This window comes from Halopseudomonas sp. T1L2, assembly GCF_055397385.1.
This window is the reverse complement of the sequence record NZ_AP040865.1, coordinates 3,589,452-3,609,872: the sequence shown is the minus strand read 5'-3', so window position 1 is coordinate 3,609,872 and position 20,421 is coordinate 3,589,452. Positions and strand designations below refer to the sequence as shown.

Below are 20,421 nucleotides of genomic sequence, written 5' to 3'. Positions count from 1 at the left end.
ACCCGCCTCAACCGGAGTTGCCCATGCCCTTGCCGCCACTGAAGGATCAGTTCGACGCCCTGCTGAGGCTCCCTTCGATCAGCTGCACCCAGGCAGACCTGGATCAGAGCAATCTACCCGTAGTAGAACTGCTGGCCAGTTGGCTGAGCGATCTGGGTTTTGAATGCCGCATCCTGCCGATTGCCAATCAGCCCGGCAAGGCCAACCTGCTCGCCAGTTTTGGCAGCGGCCCCGGCGGCCTGGTCATGGCCGGCCATACCGACACCGTTCCCTGCAATCCGGAGCGCTGGCAGCACGATCCCTTCGCCCTGACCGAAGCAAACAACCGCTGGTATGGACTGGGCAGCTGCGACATGAAGGGCTTCTTCCCGCTGATCATCGAAGCGGTGCGCAGCTACCTGAACCAGCCGTTCAAACACCCGCTGATCATCCTCGCCACTGCCGACGAGGAAAGCTCCATGAGCGGCGCCCGGGCACTGGTGGCAGCCGACTTTAGCCAGGCACGCCACGCGATCATCGGCGAGCCCACCGGCATGCGGCCAATTCGCCTGCACAAGGGCATCATGATGGAGCGCATCGACATCATCGGGCAGGCTGGTCACTCGTCCGACCCGGGCCTTGGCCACAATGCCATGGAGGCCATGCATGCCGTCATCAGCGACCTGCTGCAATTGCGCGGTAGCTGGCAAAAACGCTGGAGCAACCCGCTGTTCGGCGTGCCCACCCCGACACTGAATCTGGGCTGCATTCATGGCGGTGACAATCCGAACCGGATCTGTGCCAAGTGCGCGCTGGAGTTCGATATCCGCCCGCTACCCGGCATGAACGGCGACGAACTGCGCGCGGCGATCCGCGAACGGCTTTTGCCGATCGCCACCGAACACCAGGTACAGATCGACTATAAGCCGCTGTTTCCCGGCGTGCCGGCCTTCGAGACCCCCGCTGATGCGCCGATCGTCCGCGCCTGCGAAGAGCTGACCGGGCAAAGCGCCGGTGCTGTCGCCTTCGCCACCGAGGGGCCATATCTCAACCAGCTCGGTATGCAGACACTGATTCTGGGGCCCGGGGATATCGATCAGGCGCACCAGCCGGACGAGTTTCTCGCCCTGGACCGCCTGCAGCCCACCATCGATCTGCTGCAAGGGCTGATCCGACGCTTTTGCCTGCAGTAACAGGGCTGCTTGAAGCCTCACCCGCAAACCCCTTTAATAGCTCTTTTGTCTGGAACACCGCGCATGCTCGACTACGTCAACTGGTTCCGTCACTCGACGCCCTACATCAACCAGCACCGGGACTGCACCTTCGTGCTGCTGCTGCCGGGCGAAGCCATGATCCACGCCAATTTCAACAACATCATCCACGACATCATGCTGCTCAACAGCCTTGGCGTGCGTCTGGTGCTGGTGCATGGTTCACGCCCGCAGATTGAGGAACGACTGGCCCTGCGCGGCATTCGTTCGCAGTATCACAATGACCTGCGTGTTACCGACATTGATACCCTCAGCTGCGTGATTGATGCTGTCGGCAGTCTGCGCATCGCCATAGAAGCGCGCCTGTGCGCCCAGCAATCGGGTAGCCGGTTGCGGGTGGTCAGCGGCAATCTGGTTACCGCCAAGCCCATTGGCGTGGTAGACGGGGTCGACTTCCACCATACCGGCGAAGTGCGCAGGATCGATCGCAAGGCCATCACCCGCCATCTCGACGAGCAAAATATCGTGCTGCTCTCCAGCCTCGGTTACTCACCAACCGGCGAGGCATTCAATCTGGCCTGCGAAGATGTCGCCACCAGCGTGGCCGTTGCCTTGGGCGCCGACAAGCTGATTCTGTTTGGCGAGGATACCGGCATCCGGGACGAGGATGGCGAACTGCTGCGTGAACTCAAGCCTACCCGCGCCGCGCCACTGCTGGCCAAGCTCGGCAACAGCCAGCCCGGCACCCTGCTGCAGGCGGCCTGCAAGGCCTGTAACGCCGGTCTGCGGCGTAGCCATATTGTCAGTTTTGCCGAGGACGGCGCTCTGCTGACCGAGCTGTTCACCCGTGACGGCGGCGGCACACTGGTCAGTCAGGAAGCCTTTGAACAGATTCGCGGCGCCAGCATCGACGATGTCGGCGGGCTGCTGGAGCTGCTGCGCCCGCTGGAAGAGGCCGGTATTCTGGTGCGCCGCTCACGCGAAGTCCTGGAGACCGAAATCGGCCAGTTCACCCTGATCGAACGGGACGGTCGCATTATCGGCTGCGCCGCGCTGTACCCGCTGGAAGGCTCCAGCGCTGCAGAACTGGCCTGTGTCGCGATCGACCCGGCCTACCGCCAGGGCGGCCGGGGCGATCAGCTGCTGCAACACATTGAGCGTCAGGCACGCAGCCTGAAGATCGATACCCTGTTCGTGCTGACGACCCGTACAGCTCACTGGTTCCGCGAACGCGGCTTCGAACCAAGCAGCGTAGAGCGGCTGCCTGCCAAACGGGCGGCACTGTACAACTTGCAGCGCAACTCAAAGGTATTTGAAAAAAAGCTATAAGAAAATAACTTTTTATTCCTTATAGAACCTAAATATTTCACTTATGTTACGGCGTCGCCTGAACAGCGATGCCGCAACTTCTGTTCCGCCCGAGCCCTGAAGCCTACCTCCAGAGTGCAAATGCCGACAGCCCAAGCGCGGCACGCCCACTCTACTTCGGAGCTTCCAATGAAACGCCACACCCTTGCCAGCGCCATCGCCGCAAGCCTTTTCGGCCTGTCCCACTCTGCCGCCGCCAGCGCGCTGATCGAAAACAGCAAGGCCACCCTGGATACCCGCAATTTCTATTTCAACCAGGACAACCGCAGCGGCGACGCCGCTCCGTCCTATGGTGAGGAATGGGGCCAGGGTTTTGTCCTCAACTTCCAATCGGGCTACACCGAGGGGGCTGTCGGCCTCGGCTTTGATGCGATAGCGCAGCTGGGCATTCGCCTGGACTCGGGCGGACGCACCAGCAAGGCCGACCGCAGCCGCAACCCCGGCAATCTGTTCCCGCTCGACAGCAATGGCCGCGCCGCAGACGAGTTCAGCCGCATCGATTTTGCCGCCAAGGCGCGCATCGCCAACACTGAACTGCGCTATGGTGCACTGCAGCCCAAGCTGCCGGTTCTGACGTACAACGACGGTCGCCTGCTGCCGCAAACCTTCCGCGGCGCACAGATAAGTTCCGGCGATATCGACAAACTCAAGCTGACCGTCGGCGAGATTCGTCAGGCCAGCGGCCGCGCGTCCAGTGACTACGATGACCTGCGCATTGCCGGCGGTAGCGAACGGGTCGACCGCTTCCGCTACGCCGGCGGCGACTACGTCCTGACCGAGAACCTGACCACGTCCTACTACTTCGCCGAGCTGAAGGACTACTATCGCCAGCACTACCTCGGAGCAGTGCATAACCTCGCCCTGGGCGACGGCAAGCTGACCACCGACCTGCGCTACTTCGACAGCAATGCCCACGGCGCCAACGACGACCGGCGTGCGGGCTACGGCGCCAGCGGTTTCAACAACAACGGTGAAGTTGACAACCAGGCGGCCAGTGCGCTGTTCACTTTCAGCCAGAGCGGCCACAGCCTGGGCCTGGGCTACCAGCACCTGAGCGGCAACAGCAACTTCCCGTTCATCAACAACGGCGACGGTGCTACCGCCTACCTGATCACCGACTCGCAGATCGGCAAGTTCCAGCGTGCCGGTGAACGTACCTGGCTGGCACGCTACGGTTACGACTTTGCCGCCGCCGGCGTGCCCGGCCTGAAGGCGACCGCCAGCTACCTGCGCGGCACCGATGTGGACAGCGCCGTTGCCGGGGCTGACAGCGAATGGGAACGCGACCTGCGTGTGGATTACAAGGTGCAGAGTGGCTACCTGAAAGACCTTGGCATCTCCCTGCGCCACGCCAGCCTGCGCAGCGAAGTCGCCGGCCAGCGCGATGTCGACGAGGTACGCGCCATCCTCAGCTACAGCTTCGTACTGCGGTAACGCCAGAGGTGGGCCGGAACACCGTCTCCGGCCCACCTCCGAGAACAAGACAGGTCGTATCAGACCTAGGGAGTCCAGTAGTCACAGCGATGCACGCTGCGAAACACCGAACGGGAAAGAGGCTGTACCTCAGGCGTCTCGAACGAGACCATGCCACCGGCACTATCACCGTAATCCACCCAGTTCAGGTCTTCGTGACCTGGACTACCCGAACGGGCGAAGGTAGTCCAGGCACGGCTCATGATATCGGCCAGAGCGACCTGATCGTCGGTTGCGCCGCGCAGCCTGAAGGAATCGTCAGTACCGAACAAATAGGCCAGTTCCGAGGTGTGGCTAGCGCCCAAGGTCAGCCAACTCGGCGCAACGATGGCCGGCGAGGGTGGTGCGCAAATCGGCTGGTTCTTCCACCTTCGCGCTACCATCAGAAGATGAGCCACCGACACCGGACAGGCAGGCGGCCAGGGAAAAGGACGTTGTCACCACCGCTGTCAGCGCCAGCCGCAAGGCAGGAAAACTCGAAAGCAATGTCTGCACAGGCGTCGTCTCCATTTACTTTTTTTATCTGCCCGACGGCAACCGCCCACGATTAAACCGGGCTGCCGGAGCGCTTCCTGTTTACCGCCGCTCCTTACTGATCCAGAGGCCGAAAAAGCGCGCTCGATATCAACACAACATCTCGCCGCAATGCTCTGTAACTCAAAAAGACTACATGCCGAGCCCGCGACACGGCTGCATGCCGCCCCGTGAATTGGTATGCTTGCCCGACTGCACTACACCACGAGAATTCCGTCATGCCTGATTACCGCTCGAAAACATCCACCTTCGGCCGCAACATGGCCGGCGCCCGCGCCCTGTGGCGCGCTACCGGCATGAAGGACGAAGACTTCAAGAAGCCGATCATCGCCATCGCCAACTCCTTCACCCAGTTCGTGCCCGGACACGTTCACCTGAAGGATCTGGGCCAGCTGGTCGCACGTGAAATCGAGAAGGCCGGCGGTGTCGCCAAGGAATTCAACACCATCGCAGTCGACGACGGTATCGCCATGGGTCACGACGGCATGCTCTATTCGCTGCCCAGCCGCGAAATCATCGCCGACTCGGTCGAGTACATGGTCAATGCCCACTGCGCCGACGCCATTGTCTGCATCTCCAACTGCGACAAGATCACCCCCGGCATGCTGATGGCTGCCCTGCGCCTGAATATCCCGGTGGTGTTCGTCTCCGGCGGCCCGATGGAAGCCGGCAAGACCAAACTGGCCAGCCACGGTCTGGATCTGGTTGACGCCATGGTCGTCGCTGCCGACGATTCCTGCTCCGACGAGAAGGTCGAAGAGTACGAGCGCAGCGCCTGCCCGACCTGCGGCAGCTGCTCCGGCATGTTTACCGCCAACTCGATGAACTGTCTGACCGAAGCACTGGGGCTGTCACTACCGGGCAACGGCTCGACGCTGGCGACCCACAGCGACCGTGAGCAACTGTTCCTGCGCGCCGGCCGTCTGGCGGTCGAGTTGTGCCAGCGCTACTACGGCGAAGGTGACGAGTCGGTTCTGCCGCGCAACGTAGCCAGCTTCAAGGCGTTCGAGAACGCCATGACGCTGGACATCGCCATGGGCGGTTCGACCAACACCATCCTGCACCTGCTGGCTGCCGCCCAGGAAGCCGAAATCGACTTCGACCTGCGCGACATCGACCGCCTGTCGCGCAAGGTACCGCAGTTGTGCAAGGTGGCGCCGAACATTCAGAAATACCACATGGAAGACGTGCACCGCGCTGGCGGCATCTTCTCCATCCTTGGCGAACTGGCCCGTGGTGGCCTGCTGCACACCGACGTCAGCACCGTACACAGCCGGACCATGGCCGACGCCATCGCCCAGTGGGATATCACCCAGACCAGCGACGAAGCGGTACACACCTTCTTCCGCGCCGGCCCGGCTGGCATTCCGACGCAAACCGCGTTCAGCCAGAGCACCCGCTGGGACAGCCTGGACGATGACCGCGCCGAGGGCTGTATTCGCTCGGTCGAGCACGCCTACTCGCAGGAAGGCGGCCTGGCTGTGCTGTACGGCAACATCGCGCTCGATGGCTGTGTGGTCAAGACCGCAGGTGTAGACGAATCCATCCACGTGTTTGAAGGCAACGCCAAAATCTTCGAGAGCCAGGACAGCGCCGTCAAAGGCATCCTGGCCGACGAAGTGAAGCCGGGCGACATCGTGATCATTCGTTACGAAGGTCCGAAAGGCGGCCCGGGCATGCAGGAAATGCTCTACCCCACCAGCTACCTTAAGTCCAAGGGCCTGGGCAAAGACTGCGCCCTGCTGACAGATGGTCGCTTCTCTGGCGGCACCAGTGGCCTGTCAATCGGCCACGCCTCACCCGAGGCCGCCGCTGGGGGTGCCATCGGCCTGGTTGAGGACGGCGATCGCATTCTGATCGACATCCCCAACCGCAGCATCAACCTGCTGGTGTCGGATGAAGAACTGGCCAAACGCCGCGCCGCGCAGGACGCCAAAGGCTGGAAACCAGCCGCACCACGCCCGCGTAAGGTCAGCACCGCGCTGAAAGCTTACGCCCTGCTGGCTACCAGCGCCGACAAGGGCGCAGTACGCAACAAGGCGCTGCTCGACGACTGATACACCACTCCCTCGCGCGCAGGGGCCCCGCCCCTGCGCCAACTTCCCGCCATAGCAAACAAACAGGCAAAAGCAAAGACAAAAATCCGGCATTACAGGCCATTAGCCATACCGCCTGTCGGAGATTTTGCGCTGTTTGACACGAATGAATGGGCTGTCAAAGCGTGACGGCGTTAACATACAGCGGTGACAAAACCGTGCATGGACGAATAACACCAGCTGACTGGGCCCGCACTCATGGAACGCGCAGCACGCAAGATATTGGTGGTTGAATCAAATCCGGCAAAGCGGGCACACCTGCTCGATCTGTGCCGCGCCCCTTCGGCCGGCCCATTTGAAGTCGATATCTGCACCAGCGTACGCGACGCAGCCACCCGTCTGAGTGCCAGCGACTACGACGCCTGCCTCCTGCCCAATGAACCCAGCCTGCTGCAGGACGCTCGCCGAGCCAGCACCGAAACCCTGTTGCTGCTGATAAGCGACGACGACAGCCCCGAGCGTGATAGCGCCGCCATAGACGGCGGTGCGGACGACATCCTGCCGCGGGAAAGCCTCAACGCCGACGCACTCACACGCGCACTGATCAACGCGGAGCGTCGTCGAAGCAGTGGCGAGAAACTGCACCAGATGGCACGCCAGGATCCGCTGACCGGCCTTGGCAATCGGGCCCTACTCGAGTCCGAGCTGGACCGCATGATCCTGCGCGGGCAACGCAGCCCGACCGGATTCGCCCTGCTCTATATCGACTTGGACTACTTCAAGCAGATCAACGACACCTTCGGCCATGGCCTGGGTGATCTGCTGCTCGCCGTGATCGCCAACCGGCTGCGCCGAACCATGCGTCAGGATGACCTGATCGCACGGATAGGCGGCGACGAGTTTGTTGCCCTGCTCAACGACCTGCACGACCCGAACGATGCCGCCCTGATCGCCAGCAAGATCATTCATACGCTGAGCGAGCCTATTACCCTCAGCGGTCATCATCTGCTGGTGTCAGCCAGTGTCGGCATTGCCACCTTCCCCGGCCACGGCGCCACCGCTGCCGAACTGCTGCAACACGCCGATCAGGCGCTGTATCGCGCAAAAGCCAACGGTCGTAACGGATATGCCTTTTTCAACCCGCAGCGCGATGCCGAAACCCGCCACAATCTGGACATCGAGCAGGGTCTGCGACACGGGTTGCTCGAGGGCCAGTTCCGCCTTCACTATCAACCCATCGTCGATACCAACCACGGCGACACCGTGGCCTGGGAGGCGCTGCTGCGCTGGCAGCACCCGCAACTCGGCCTGCTGACACCCGATGCCTTCCTCAAGCTGGCCGAGCACAGCGGGCTGATCCTGCCGATGGGCCACTGGGTTATCGGCCAGGCGCTACAGGCGGTAAAACAGTGGCTGGATGCCGGCATACATTGCCGATTGTCGATCAACATCAGCGATCGCGAGCTCAAGCAGCCGCGCTTTGTGGACCAGTTGCGCCAGCTCCTGCTGCGAAGCAAGGTGCCGCCGCACATGATTCAGCTGGAGCTGCGCGAAGACACGCTGCTGCAGCACGCCAGCCAGGCAACGGCACTGTGCACTGCGCTGCACGACCTGGGCGTAGAAATCTGGCTGGATCACTTTGGCTCGGAATACGGTGCGCTGGGCTACCTTAACCGTCTGCCAATCAAGGGCGTAAAGGTGGACTGCCGCGCGCTCAGTGAAAACCCGTCCCCCGAGCAGGGCGACTACCTGCATAACCTCATCACCCTGTCACGGGGCATGAACAAGCAAGTCGCGGCCAACTATGTCGAGGACGCGCGCGTTGCCGACCAGCTCTCGCGCTGGGGCGGCAACCTGCTTCAGGGATACTGGATCGGCAAACCGCGGCCCCTTGAGGAACTGATCGGGCAGGCCGCGTCATCGCCTGTCCTCAACTGACCCTCAGCGCCGGCGCTCAAGCACCTGGTAGGCGTGGGCGGGGTAGCCGTCACCGGCAGCCACTGCCCGCTCACTGACCAACAGCCACTGGGCAGCATCCAGTTCCGGGAACCATGCATCCCCGTCCGGCGCCGATTCGATACGGGTCAGATACAACCGGTCGGCATCTTCCAGGCACTGGCGATACAAGGTCTCGCCACCAATCACCATCACCTCGTCGACGCCATCAATCGCCGCTTGCTGCTCGGCGAAGTCGAGTGCAGCTTCTATGGAGTCGAACACCTCGGCACCCGGCAGCTGCAGGCCCGACTGGCGGCTAACCACAATATTGGTGCGACCCGGTAGCGCTCGACCCAGCGAGTCAAAGGTCTTGCGGCCCATGATGATCGGCTTGCCCAGGGTGGTCGCCTTGAAGTAACGCAGGTCCTCCGGCAGATGCCAGGGCATGGCGTTATCCAGACCGATCACCCGGTTACTGGCCATGGCGGCAATCATGGCAATTTTGGCATCACTCATACCGCCACCGGCGCCTTGATGTGCGGATGCGACTGGTAGCCCACCAGCTCGAAATCCTCGAAACGAAACGCCAGCAGATCGGTCACCTCGGGGTTCAACTTCATGGTCGGGAGCGGCAGCGGCTCGCGGGTCAGCTGCAGATCGGTCTGCTCGATATGGTTGGCGTACAGGTGACAGTCGCCGCCGGTCCAGATGAACTCGCCTGGCTGCAGATCACAGACCTGCGCCACCATCAGTGTCAGCAGCGCGTAGCTGGCGATATTGAACGGTACACCCAGGAAGATATCCGCCGAGCGCTGATACAGCTGGCAACTCAGCTTGCCGTCGGCAACATAGAACTGGAACAGCGCATGACACGGCGGCAGCGCCATCTGATCAACCAGCGCCGGGTTCCAGGCCGACACGATCAGGCGGCGCGAGTCCGGATTGCTCTTGATCATCGCAATCAGCTTGCTGATCTGATCGATGGATTCGCCGTTTGGCGCCGGCCAGCTGCGCCACTGGTAGCCGTACACCGGCCCCAGATCGCCATTCTCGTCAGCCCATTCATCCCAGATCGAGACGCCGTTTTCCTTCAGGTAACGGATATTGGTGTCACCCTGCAGAAACCACAACAGCTCATGGATGATGGACTTGAGATGACATTTTTTGGTCGTCACCAGCGGAAAGCCCTCAGCCAGATCAAAGCGCATCTGGTGGCCGAACACGCTGTAGGTGCCGGTGCCGGTACGATCACTCTTGAAGGTGCCGTTCTCGCGCACGTGGCGCATCAGGTCGAGATACTGTTTCATGCGGTGCGCCCCTCACGCCGGTAGGCCAGCCCCATCAACAGGGCGCCAAGTAAAATCATGGGAATACAAAGCAGCTGGCCCATGGTCAGCCACCCGAAAGCAAGATAGCCGAGTTGGGCGTCCGGCACACGGACAAACTCGACGGCAAAACGGAAGCAGCCATAGCAGATGGCAAACAGGCCGCTAACGGCCATGGTCGGGCGCGGCTTGCGCGAGTAGAACCAGAGGATGGTAAACAGCGCGACGCCTTCCAGCGCAAACTGATACAGCTGCGACGGATGGCGCGCCAACTGCTCGGGATCGGTCGGGAAGACCATTGCCCATGGCACGTCGGTCGCCTTGCCCCACAACTCGGCATTGATAAAGTTGCCGATGCGGCCGGCCCCCAGACCGATAGGCACCAGTGGTGCAACAAAATCGACCAGTTCGAAAAAGCGCTTGTTGTGCTTGCGCGAGAACCACAGCAGCGCCAGCAGCACGCCGAGCAAGCCGCCGTGGAACGACATGCCACCCTTCCAGATCTCCAGCACCAGCAGCGGGTTGCTGATATAGGACGCCAGATCGTAAAACAGCACATACCCCAGACGTCCGCCGGCAATCACGCCCAGCGCCACCCAGAACACCAGATCGGACAGCCTCTCCTTGTTCCAGGTCGGGTCAAAATCGGCCAGCCTGCGGCGGGCCAGCCACCAGGCACCGCCGATACCGATCAGGTACATCAGGCCGTACCAGTGAATCTTCAGCGGACCAATGGCCAATGCCACCGGATCAATCTGAGGGTAGGTCAACATGCGATATCCCTAGACAAGAAAGTTGATTCCAACACAAAGCAGCAGCAGGGCAAACAGGCGCTTGAGCAGATCCTGGGACAGCCGGTGCGCCAGACGCGCGCCGAACCCCGCGAACAGCATACTGGTAGAAGCAATACCGATCAGCGCCGGTAAATATACATATCCCAGACTCCAGGACGGCAGCCCGGTTTCATCCCAGCCGGTAAAAACAAAGGATATTGCGCCCGCCAGCGCAATCGGCAGTCCGCAGGCCGATGAGGTGGCCACCGCCTGCTGCATCGGCACGCTGCGCCAGACCAGAAACGGCACTGTCAGCGACCCGCCGCCAATACCAAAGATGGCCGATGCCCAGCCGATGACACCGCCAGCAATACCCAGCGACGGCTTGCCCGGCTCAGTCAGCGCCGCCTTTGGCTGAAGCTTGAAGGCCATCTGAATGGCCACACAAATGGCAAAGACACCAATGATCTTCTGCAGCATGGGTCCGCTGATCTGCGCCGCGGTGAGCGCACCCAGCACGGTGCCGAGCACAATCCCGGCCGTCAGCCAGACAAACAAACGCCAGCGCACAGCACCCTTTGCATGGTGCGCACGAATCGCATTGATCGAGGTGAACACGATGGTTGCCAGCGAGGTACCGACCGCCATATGGGTCAGCACGTCCGGAGCAATGCCCTGCAGGGCAAAACTGTAGACCAGCACCGGCACAATGATCATGCCGCCGCCAACACCGAACAGGCCAGCCAGCGTACCGGCAAAACCACCCAAAACCAGATACAGCAAAAATTCCACAGACACCTCGATAAACCGGCGGCAAACAGCCGGAAACCAGACAGCCCGATAGTGTACTCCTTCCGCCATCATTTTCCTGCAAAGGCACCCAAATAGCGGCATTAAGCCATTATCAGGACACATTTTGTGTAATCTTTGTATAAGTTATTTTTCACCATGTACAAGAAAACCATCTAGGTTAACAGGGCAGTAAATAACCTTCATCCTGATCAAGAGGAACTGACAGTGAAAGCCCTGACTCTTATTCTGGTCGCCATATCCGTCGCGTTGAGCGGCTGTCTCGGCGGTGGTGGTGGCAGCAGCTCTTCTGCCGGCCCGTCGGCGGAAGTACGCGTTTTACATGCGGCAGCAGACGCCCCGGCTGTGGATATTTACATCAATGGCGATCTCGCCATCGAGGACCTGGACACCTTTACCGCCACCGCATTTACCCGGGTACCGGCCGAACCGCTCACCATAGATGTGCGAGCGGCAGGCGCTGCTGCCGACTCCGAGCCCGTCTTCAGCACCGAGGTAACCCCCGTTCGCAGCGAGGACTACACCCTGGTAGCCTACGGCTTGCTGGGCGATGACAGCTTTGACCTGCTGGTTATTACCGACGACATCCAGACACCCGCAGCAGCAACCGCGCGGGCCTTTGTTCTGCATGCCGCGCCCCAGGTCGGCAATGTCGATGTCTATGTCGACACCACAGACGCACTGGGTGACACTCCGCTGCTTGCCGACTTTGCACCTGCTGCCGACAGCGGCGCTTACGTGGAAGTACCCGCCGGGGAATACCGCATCCGCATCACCCCTGCAGGAGACCCGGCAACGATCGCCTACGACTCGGGATTCGTCGAGCTGGAAAGCGGCCCATCCTACTTCCTGGCAGCCATTCCCCGGGCATCAGGCTTCTCCCCCGCGTCCGTTATCGCGCTGCTGGACTCGCCGCCCTTTGTCGTTCTGGAAGACCAGCGCGCGCAAGTCCGGGCCCTGCACCTGTCACCTGACGCACCCGCAGTGGATGTCACCGTCGACGGCGACGTCGTTCTGAGTGACGTGTCTTTCAAGGATGTGAGTGACTACCTGCAGGTACTGGCCGGTGACTACACCATTGGCGTGGAAGCCGGCGGAAACGAAGTGGCCAGCCTTCCCGTTACCGTTGAAGCAGGTCAGGCCTACAGCGTACTGGCCACCGGGTTTGTTAATGTCACCGGTGTTCAGGGCTTCACCCTGCGTCCGCTGGTCGACGACCTGACACCAGCCGCTGGAGCCAAGATCCGGGTTATTCACGCCTCACCGGATGCACCCGCGGTAGACGTTCTGGTCAACGGCGATATTTTCGCCGGGCTTGCCGACGTGCCCTACTTCACCGCCTCCGACTACGTCGAGGTCCCCGCGGGCAGTTATGACATCAGCATCAATGTGGCCGACACCACAACGACCGTCATCGACCTGCCCGCCACCGCGCTGGCAGCCGGCTCTATCTACACCGCCATCGCAGTCAATGAAGTAGCTTCCATCGAGCCGCTGCTGGTGGTTGATCCCTGACAGGATAAAGGCGGAAAAGGGGCCAGCATCGTCTGGCCCTTTTTTGTGATTCTGACCCGTCCCGCATCCGCTGCCAGCATGCCCCCGGAAAACCGCGAATCCCATTTGCAAAACGCTTGCGGCAGCGCACACAGGCCCGATTCCAGGCTACGGATGGTAGACTGGGCCGCAACCAAGGAGCCTCTATGTGTCTGATTGCCTTTGCCTGGCAGCAATCCCCGCAGCAACCCTTGTTACTGATCGGCAACCGGGACGAATTCCATCACCGCCCCACCCGGGCGCTGGACCTCTGGACCCGGGAAGGTCATCCCGAGCTACTGGCCGGCAAGGATATTGAAGCCGGTGGCACCTGGCTGGGAGTCACCCGCGACGGCCGTTTTGCCGCGGTTACCAATATTCGCCGCCCGGGCGTTCCCAAAGCGCCACTGTCGCGCGGGCAGCTGCCGCTGGACTATCTGCAGGGCACCCGGTCACCGGCGGCCTTCGTGCACGCACTGCAGGGGCAGTTGGCAAACTATACCGGCTTCAATCTGCTGGTCGGAGACCGCGAGCAACTGTGGTTTCTCAATAGCGAGCATGGCCAGGCGCGACAGCTCGAACCCGGCATTTACGCTGTATCCAATGCCGATCTGGACAGCCCATGGCCAAAAACGGACTGCCTGCGCAGCGCACTGGCAAACAACCTGGATGCCGACGACGAGACACTGTTTTCACTGCTCGCCAACGATCACATCTATGCTGATGAACAGCTACCCGACACCGGCATCAGCCTGGAGTGGGAGCGCATGCTCTCGGCTACCTTTATCGTCGGACTGCCGGAGTACGGTACCCGCGCCAGCAGCATTCTGCGCCTGCAGGCAAACAACCGCATCCGCCTGACGGAGCGGCGCTTCGGAGCACTTGGGGAGCCGCAGGGAGAAACCTGCAGGGAATGGCGCCGAGCTTCAGCGGGGTTGTGACAGGACCTTGCCCAGGCCCATACCACGCAGTGCCAGATGCAGGGTGCTGAGCACCAGATGGGGGTTATCCAGCTCGATTACCTCATCCAGCAGGGCCTTGGCATCGGACAGTTTGATCTGACGCAGCAGCCACTTCACCTTGGGCAGGTTGGTCGCGTTCATCGACAGCGCGTCACACCCCATCGCCATCAACAATACCGCCGCTGCCGGATCGCCGGCCATTTCACCACACACGCTCATCGGCTTGCCCGCTTCGCGGCAGGCCGTGGCGATCTTGATCAACGCCTGCAGCACCGCCGGGTGCAGCGAGTGATACAGATCCGCAACCCGGGGGTTGTTGCGGTCAACCGCCAGCAGATACTGGGTCAGGTCGTTGGTGCCAACCGAAAGAAAATCGACCAGCTGAATCAGTTCGCGCGCCTGATAGACCGCGGCGGGCACCTCGATCATCACCCCGACCGGCGGCATGGGCACGTCGACGCCCTCGTCCAGTACCTCGCTGTAGGCCCGGTGGATAAGATGCAGCGCCTCTTCCACCTCAAATACGCTGCTGACCATGGGCAACATGATGCGCAGGTTGTTCAAGCCCAGGCTGGCCTTGAGCATGGCCCGGGTCTGGACCAGGAAGATTTCCGGGTGATCCAGGGTAACGCGAATACCGCGCCAGCCAAGGAAGGGGTTGTCTTCCTTGATCGGAAAATAGGTCAGCGCCTTGTCGCCGCCAATATCGAGCGAGCGCATGGTAACCGGCAGCGGGTAAAAGGCTTCCAGCTGCTCGCGATAGATCGCCTGCTGCTCCTTTTCGCTGGGGAAGCGATCCTTGATCATGAACGGCACTTCAGTGCGATAAAGACCAACGCCTTCGGCACCGCGATCCAGTGAGCGCGCCACATCTGCCTGCAAACCGGTGTTGACCAGCAGCGGCATGCGATGACCGTCCAGCGTCACACAGGGCACATCGCGCAGCTTTTCCAGCCCCTGCACCAGCTCACGCTCTTCGCGAACCAGATCAAGATACTGGCGATGCAGCTCCTGCGACGGGTTGGAATACACTTCGCCACGGTTGCCGTCGACGATCAGCTCCATGCCGTCGAGGCGGGTATAGGGCAGATCCAGCGCCCCCATTACCGTCGGAATACCCATCGCCCGGGCCAGAATGGCGACATGCGAGCTGCCCGAACCGAGGACCGAGACCAGACCGGCCAGCTTCTCCTTCGGTACCTGCCCCAGCATCACCGGCGACAGTTCCTCGCTGACCAGAATGGTATTGTCGGGGAACACCAGCTCCTGCCGACCGACCTCCTGCAGGTAGGCCAGGATGCGGCGGCCAATATCCTTCACATCTGCCGCCCGCTCACGCAAGTAAGGGTCGTCCATCAGCTCGAAGCGGGTGACATGCGAGCTGACCACCTCACGCAACGCCCCCTGAGCCCACTGGCCAGTGCGGATGATGTTGGTCACCTCGTTACCCAGCGCGGCATCATCGAGCATCATCAGGTAGACATCAAACAGCGCCAGTTCTTCCGGCCTCAGCTGCGTCGACAGCTTGCTGGACAGCTGCTGCATGTCATCACGCACGCTGTCCTTGGCACGGCGGAACAGCGCAATTTCGGCATCGATATCCTGAATCTGCTTGTCCGGGACCGATTTCAGATCAGCCGGAGGCAGAATCACTACGGCATGACCGATGGCTATGCCCGGCGCGCCGGCCACACCATCAAAGCGGGTGTCCTGGACCACCTCGCCGCCCCACCCCAGCCCGCCGATGGCACCGGTGGCTTCCGCGTGGGCAATGACTCCGGCAAGCTGCGCGCTCATGGTAACCAGGAAGGCCTCTTCGCCCTCATCGAACTGGCGGCGCTCCTTCTGCTGGACCACCAGTACGCCCATCACCCGGCGGTGGTGAATAATCGGCACACCCAGGAAGGAGGCATAGCGCTCTTCGCCAGTCTCGGCAAAGTAGCGGAAACGGGGGTGAGATGCCGCATCTTCGAGGTTGACAGGCTCCTCACGGGTACCGACGTAACCGATCAGACCCTCGCTGGTGCCCAGGGTAACGGCACCGACGGCATCCTTGTTGAGACCTTCGGTCGCCATCAGCACGTAGCGACCGATTTCGGGATTTAGCAGATAAACCGAGCACACCTCTGTGCCCATTGCCTCACGCACACGCTGCACGATGATGTCCAGAGCCGCTGCCAGATCTCTGGCAGAGTTGACCTCCTGAACAATGCGGCGCAGCGTATTGAGCATATTCAACTACCCGGAAGACTGGAGAGCAGTCTCGGCGCAAGTTCTTTCATGGCACGCCGATAGACATCGCGTTTGAAGGGCACAACCTGCCCCAGAGGATACCAGTAACTGACCCAGCGCCAGCCATCAAATTCCGGCTTTGCGCTGCGCGTCATGCACACCCGCTGGTCTTCCGAGGTCAGCCGCAGCAAAAACCACTTCTGCTTCTGACCCACGCAGACCGGCTGCGAATGGCTGCGGATCAGCCGCTGCGGCAAACGATAGCGCAACCAGCCACGGGTGCAGGCAAGAATTTCGACATCTTCAGGCAGCAGACCGACTTCTTCATGCAACTCGCGATACAGCGCCTGCTCGGGGCTTTCGTTACGCTGAATCCCCCCCTGCGGGAACTGCCACGAGTCCTGGCCGATGCGCCTGGCCCAGAGCACCTGACCCAACTCATTGGTCAGGATGATGCCGACGTTGGGTCTGAAACCATCGGGGTCAATCACAGCCACTATCCCTTAATCAATAATCACAGCATTGTTCCACAAAGCACGCTGCAGCAGCAATTACGGAAATGCCACCGATTGATGTCAGTGATTACGGGCATTTACCGGCTGACTCGATTATTCTAGCGGGCCGTCAACCCGCTCAGGAGAACACCCGTGTCACTCGCCATCTTCGACCTCGACAACACCCTGCTGGGCGGGGACAGCGATCACGCCTGGGGCGAGTTTATCGTTGCCCATCGGATTGTTGATCCGGACGAGTACAAGGCGCGCAACGACCAGTTCTTCAACGACTATCTGGCCGGGCGGCTGGATATCCGGGTCTACCTGAATTTCTGCCTGCAACTGCTCGGCGAGCATCCGACCGAACAGCTTGACGCCTGGCACCAGCAATTCATGCAGGAGAAAATCCTGCCCATCGTGCTGCCCAAGGCGCTGGCCCTGATCGAGCGTCACCGTCAGGCCGGCGACACCCTGATGATCATCACCGCAACCAACCGCTTCATCACCGGCCCGATAGCCCGCCATCTCGGCATCGACTTGCTGCTGGCGACCGAATGTGAACGCCAGGATGGCCGCTACACCGGCCAAACCACCGACATCCCGTGTTTCCGTGAGGGCAAGGTGACTCGCCTGGAACGCTGGCTGCTGGAGAACAACCGCACCCTTGAAGGCAGCTACTTCTACAGCGACTCGCACAACGACCTGCCGCTGCTGGGCATGGTCGACAACCCGGTAGCCGTCGATCCCGACGACACCCTCCGCGCCCACGCCGAAGCCCAGGGCTGGCCGGTCATCAGTCTGCGCTGAGGCGCAGCAGCGCTAAGCGGCAAGCGGCAAGCAAAACCGGATTCGCACCTGCAGCGAGACCCTCAAGGGTTTAAATAAGAAGCTGCATCTAGAGTCAGCATAAAAAAAACGCGCGATTCAACTCCGCGCGGCTTTTTCTTGCAGCTTGTAGCTTGTGGCTTGCAGCTCGCCGGCACGAAGCCGGCGTCAGGCCGGCGTAACCCTGCAAAACAACGCCTTGATATAACCGGTTTCCGGAATCGCCGGATGCAGCGGGTGGTCGGCACCCTGGAAGCCGCGCTCGGTAATGATCAGGTTGCGGTCCAGGTGGCGGCTGGCACCCAGCAGGGCGTCACGCAGACGATCCTCTTCCAGATGCATGGAGCAGGACGCCGAGACCAGAATCCCGTCCTTGTTCAGCAGCCGCATGGCCTGCTCGTTGAGGCGTCGGTACGCGGCTTCACCATTGCGAATATCCTTGCGCTTCTTGATAAAGGCCGGCGGATCGGCAATGACCACGTCGAAGCGCTCGCCGGCGCTTTTCAGCTCCTTCAGTGCCGCCATCACATCGCCCTCGACCACCAGCATCTTTTCGGCGACGCCATTGAGCTCTGCGTTGGCTTCCACCCGGTCCAGCGCCGGCGCTGAACTGTCGACACACATGACTTCACTGGCACCAAAGGCGGCGGCCTGAACACCCCAGCCGCCGACATAGCTGTACAGGTCCAGCACCCGCTTGCCGGCCACGTAAGGCGCCAGACGGGCGCGGTTGGCACGGTGGTCGTAGAACCAGCCGGTTTTCTGACCCTCGCGCACCGGGGCTTCAAAACGCACGCCGTTCTCTTCCAGCGCCACCAGGTCAGGCATCTCGCCGAATGCATCCTCAACGTAGGACTCCAGCCCTTCCAGCTTGCGCGCGCCACTGTCGTTCTTGAACAGCACGGCCTGCGGCTTGAACACCTGCACCAGCGCATCAACGATGTCGCCACGCACCTGCTCCATGCCGGGATTGGCGATCTGCACGACGAAGTAGTCGCCAAAACGGTCGATCACCAGCCCCGGCAGAAAATCCGACTCGCCGTAGACCAGACGATAGAAGGGTTTGTCGAACAGCCGCTCACGCAAACTCAGGGCCACCTTGAAACGATGCACCAGCAGTGACTTGTCCAGCGGATGACGGGTATCGCGGCTGAACAAACGTGCACAGATCAGGTTATTGGGGCTGACACAGACCAGCCCGAGAGGCTTGCCGCCAGCGGCTTCCAGCTGCGCCTGCTGACCCGGTTCAAAGGCCGTCAGCGGCGTCAGCGCGGTATCCACCTCGTTACTGAAGACCCACAGGTGGCCTCCACGAATACGCCGGTCGGCATTGGCGTTGAGACGCAGGCTGGGCAATGACATGGGGAACTCCTGAGGCAGGCAAGAAAAATGTATGCAGTTGGCCATTATACAGGGTGCCAAGCTCCCCGGTCTCCGGCTAAACTCGGCAGCTCAAGTCATCAGTGGACCCAGGCCATGACATCGGAGCTCACCGACCAACAGATCAGCAGCGCCCTGCAAGGCATCAGCGTACCACCGCAGCCGCAGATCATGGTCGACCTGCAGATGGAACAGTTGATGCCGGATCCGGATCCCAAGGTCATTGCCCGGCTGATCAGCCAGGACCCGGGTCTCTCCGGCAGCCTGCTCAAGGTCGTCAATTCGCCCTTCTTTGGACTGGCCAACCGGATCAGTTCCATCCAGCAAGCCGTCAACCTGCTGGGCGTCAGCAGGGTGGTCAACATCGTCAATGCGCAATCGATTCGCGGCGAGCTGACCGACGAGAACATCGTCAATCTCAACCGCTTCTGGGACAGCGCGCAGGACGTCGCCATGACCTGCATGACGCTGGCCAAGCGCATTGGCTGCGTCGAGCCGGATGAAGCCTATGCGCTGGGATTGTTCCACAACTGCGGCATCCCGCTGATGCTCAGTCGCTTCCCCTACTACATCGAAGTCATGGAAGAGTCCTACGCGCAGGACCAGATGCGACTGGTCGATGTGGAAAACCAGCGCATGAACACCAATCACGCGGTGATCGGCTACTACACGGCCAAGTCATGGCTGCTGCCGCGCCACCTGTGCGACGCCATCGCCAGTCACCACAATGCCGAGCAGGTGTTCCTTTCCCCGCTGGGCAATGACCCGGTGCAGAAGAACCTGCTGGCCATTCTAAAGATGGCCGAACACATCTGCCGGGCCTACAAGGTGCTGGGCAACCACAACGTCGATCACGAATGGAACGCCGTCGGCAGCGCCATCCTGGAGTATGTGGGCCTGTCCGAGTACGACTTCGAGACGCTGGAGGCCAACTGCCAGGAGATGACGGCGACCGGCGGCGGCAGCTACTATCAGGACTGACCAAGGCCAGCTCCCAAGGAGATCACGCATGACCACCCCGCTCGTAATTACCGTCATATCCGCCGACAAGCCCGGTCTGGTGGAAAGCCTGGCTCAGGTCATCAACCGGCACGGCGGCAATTGGCTGGAAAGCCGCATGGCCCGCATGGCCGGGCAATTTGCCGGCATTCTGCGGGTAGATGTCGCCAACGACCAGCTCGAAGCACTGCGTATTGACCTGGACGGACTCAGCGCCCAGGGCATCAATGTCCAGGTGGCTATCAGTGGCCAGGCAGACGAGCCGCAGCAGCGCACCCTGCAACTGACCCTGGTGGCCAACGACCGCGCCGGTATCGTCCACGAGGTCTCGCGCGTACTGGCCAGCCATGGCGTCAACGTCGAATCGCTGGAAACCGAATGCACTCCGGCACCGATGAGTGCCGACCTGCTGTTCAAGGCGCGGGCGCTGCTGGGTGTGTACCCGCAGACCGATCTCGATGCCCTGCGTGACGCTCTGGAAAATCTGACCGACGACCTGATGGTCGAGCTGCAGGACGCAGACTGAACCGACTGTGCCCGGGGCTGCTG

General features: G+C 61.3%; 19 protein-coding genes. 10 read left to right on the top strand and 9 right to left on the bottom strand.

Annotated elements, in window-relative coordinates; genetic code table 11:
• Positions 1-23 precede the first annotated feature (23 nt).
• The 3 genes from argE to ACZ5WQ_RS17020 all read left to right on the top strand — a co-directional run bounded on the left by argE (position 24) and on the right by ACZ5WQ_RS17020 (position 3,992).
• Positions 24-1,172: an acetylornithine deacetylase gene (gene argE, locus ACZ5WQ_RS17030; protein WP_464382733.1), complete on the top strand. Its 1,149-nt coding sequence runs from the start codon at positions 24-26 to the stop codon at positions 1,170-1,172.
• A gap of 63 nt (positions 1,173-1,235) precedes the next feature.
• A complete protein-coding gene (gene argA / locus ACZ5WQ_RS17025) occupies positions 1,236-2,519 on the top strand; it encodes an amino-acid N-acetyltransferase (RefSeq protein WP_228245420.1) in 1,284 nt (427 codons plus the stop codon).
• A 168-nt stretch (positions 2,520-2,687) separates the two neighbouring features.
• Positions 2,688-3,992: an OprD family porin gene (locus tag ACZ5WQ_RS17020; RefSeq protein WP_233048998.1), complete on the top strand. Its 1,305-nt coding sequence runs from the start codon at positions 2,688-2,690 to the stop codon at positions 3,990-3,992.
• Between the two features lie 65 nt (positions 3,993-4,057).
• On the opposite strand, the gene ACZ5WQ_RS17015 is transcribed toward ACZ5WQ_RS17020, so the two are convergent.
• Together ACZ5WQ_RS17015 and ACZ5WQ_RS17010 are read right to left on the bottom strand one after the other, a co-directional pair.
• Positions 4,058-4,303, bottom strand: a complete 246-nt coding sequence (locus tag ACZ5WQ_RS17015) for a hypothetical protein (protein ID WP_464382732.1) — start codon at positions 4,301-4,303, stop codon at positions 4,058-4,060.
• A 22-nt stretch (positions 4,304-4,325) separates the two neighbouring features.
• The gene (locus ACZ5WQ_RS17010) at positions 4,326-4,526 is read right to left on the bottom strand and encodes a hypothetical protein (protein WP_464382731.1); all 201 of its coding nucleotides are present in this window, start codon (positions 4,524-4,526) and stop codon (positions 4,326-4,328) included.
• A 257-nt stretch (positions 4,527-4,783) separates the two neighbouring features.
• On the opposite strand from ACZ5WQ_RS17010, the gene ilvD reads away from it, so the two are divergent.
• Positions 4,784-6,622, top strand: a complete 1,839-nt coding sequence (gene ilvD / locus ACZ5WQ_RS17005) for a dihydroxy-acid dehydratase (RefSeq protein ID WP_338213137.1) — start codon at positions 4,784-4,786, stop codon at positions 6,620-6,622.
• A 237-nt stretch (positions 6,623-6,859) separates the two neighbouring features.
• On the top strand, positions 6,860-8,539 hold the full coding sequence (locus ACZ5WQ_RS17000; protein WP_228245422.1) for a putative bifunctional diguanylate cyclase/phosphodiesterase: 1,680 nt from the start codon (positions 6,860-6,862) through the stop codon (positions 8,537-8,539).
• Positions 8,540-8,542: 3 nt separating this feature from the next.
• Here the strand turns inward: ACZ5WQ_RS17000 and ACZ5WQ_RS16995 are convergent, their stop codons facing one another.
• Genes ACZ5WQ_RS16995 through ACZ5WQ_RS16980 form a run of 4 tightly spaced genes read right to left on the bottom strand, consistent with a single transcriptional unit; the run spans position 8,543 to position 11,429 of the window.
• Positions 8,543-9,055 carry a dihydrofolate reductase gene (locus tag ACZ5WQ_RS16995; RefSeq protein ID WP_233048994.1) on the bottom strand — a complete coding sequence of 171 codons (513 nt, stop codon included), beginning with the start codon at positions 9,053-9,055 and terminating at the stop codon, positions 8,543-8,545.
• Positions 9,052-9,846: a thymidylate synthase gene (locus tag ACZ5WQ_RS16990; RefSeq protein ID WP_233048993.1), complete on the bottom strand. Its 795-nt coding sequence runs from the start codon at positions 9,844-9,846 to the stop codon at positions 9,052-9,054. The genes ACZ5WQ_RS16995 and ACZ5WQ_RS16990 overlap by 4 nt, the downstream gene beginning before the upstream one ends.
• The gene (gene lgt, locus ACZ5WQ_RS16985; protein WP_464382730.1) at positions 9,843-10,637 is read right to left on the bottom strand and encodes a prolipoprotein diacylglyceryl transferase; all 795 of its coding nucleotides are present in this window, start codon (positions 10,635-10,637) and stop codon (positions 9,843-9,845) included. The genes ACZ5WQ_RS16990 and lgt overlap by 4 nt, the downstream gene beginning before the upstream one ends.
• A gap of 9 nt (positions 10,638-10,646) precedes the next feature.
• Complete coding sequence (locus ACZ5WQ_RS16980; protein WP_228245425.1) at positions 10,647-11,429, bottom strand: sulfite exporter TauE/SafE family protein; 783 nt, start codon at positions 11,427-11,429, stop codon at positions 10,647-10,649.
• Positions 11,430-11,654: 225 nt separating this feature from the next.
• Here ACZ5WQ_RS16980 and ACZ5WQ_RS16975 point away from each other — a divergent pair, with 225 nt between their 5' ends.
• Positions 11,655-12,962, top strand: coding sequence for a DUF4397 domain-containing protein (locus ACZ5WQ_RS16975; RefSeq protein ID WP_464382729.1), 1,308 nt, complete (start codon positions 11,655-11,657; stop codon positions 12,960-12,962).
• 185 nt (positions 12,963-13,147) lie between these two features.
• The gene (locus ACZ5WQ_RS16970; protein ID WP_464382728.1) at positions 13,148-13,921 is read left to right on the top strand and encodes an NRDE family protein; all 774 of its coding nucleotides are present in this window, start codon (positions 13,148-13,150) and stop codon (positions 13,919-13,921) included.
• Here ACZ5WQ_RS16970 and ptsP read toward each other — a convergent pair.
• Together ptsP and rppH are read right to left on the bottom strand one after the other, a co-directional pair.
• Positions 13,907-16,174, bottom strand: a complete 2,268-nt coding sequence (gene ptsP / locus ACZ5WQ_RS16965; RefSeq protein ID WP_088274548.1) for a phosphoenolpyruvate--protein phosphotransferase — start codon at positions 16,172-16,174, stop codon at positions 13,907-13,909. The two genes, ACZ5WQ_RS16970 and ptsP, sit on opposite strands and share 15 nt — an antisense overlap.
• A gap of 2 nt (positions 16,175-16,176) precedes the next feature.
• Positions 16,177-16,665, bottom strand: coding sequence for an RNA pyrophosphohydrolase (gene rppH / locus ACZ5WQ_RS16960; protein ID WP_088274547.1), 489 nt, complete (start codon positions 16,663-16,665; stop codon positions 16,177-16,179).
• Between the two features lie 156 nt (positions 16,666-16,821).
• Here rppH and ACZ5WQ_RS16955 point away from each other — a divergent pair, with 156 nt between their 5' ends.
• Positions 16,822-17,475 (top strand): histidinol-phosphatase, encoded by a 654-nt coding sequence (locus ACZ5WQ_RS16955; RefSeq protein WP_228245429.1) that lies wholly within the window; start codon positions 16,822-16,824, stop codon positions 17,473-17,475.
• Between the two features lie 186 nt (positions 17,476-17,661).
• Here ACZ5WQ_RS16955 and ACZ5WQ_RS16950 read toward each other — a convergent pair whose 3' ends face one another.
• Positions 17,662-18,855 (bottom strand): class I SAM-dependent rRNA methyltransferase, encoded by a 1,194-nt coding sequence (locus tag ACZ5WQ_RS16950; RefSeq protein WP_269688044.1) that lies wholly within the window; start codon positions 18,853-18,855, stop codon positions 17,662-17,664.
• Between the two features lie 114 nt (positions 18,856-18,969).
• On the opposite strand from ACZ5WQ_RS16950, the gene ACZ5WQ_RS16945 reads away from it, so the two are divergent.
• The gene (locus ACZ5WQ_RS16945) at positions 18,970-19,854 is read left to right on the top strand and encodes an HDOD domain-containing protein (RefSeq protein ID WP_088274542.1); all 885 of its coding nucleotides are present in this window, start codon (positions 18,970-18,972) and stop codon (positions 19,852-19,854) included.
• A 28-nt stretch (positions 19,855-19,882) separates the two neighbouring features.
• A complete protein-coding gene (locus ACZ5WQ_RS16940; protein ID WP_228245431.1) occupies positions 19,883-20,398 on the top strand; it encodes a glycine cleavage system transcriptional repressor in 516 nt (171 codons plus the stop codon).
• Positions 20,399-20,421: the final 23 nt, after the last annotated feature.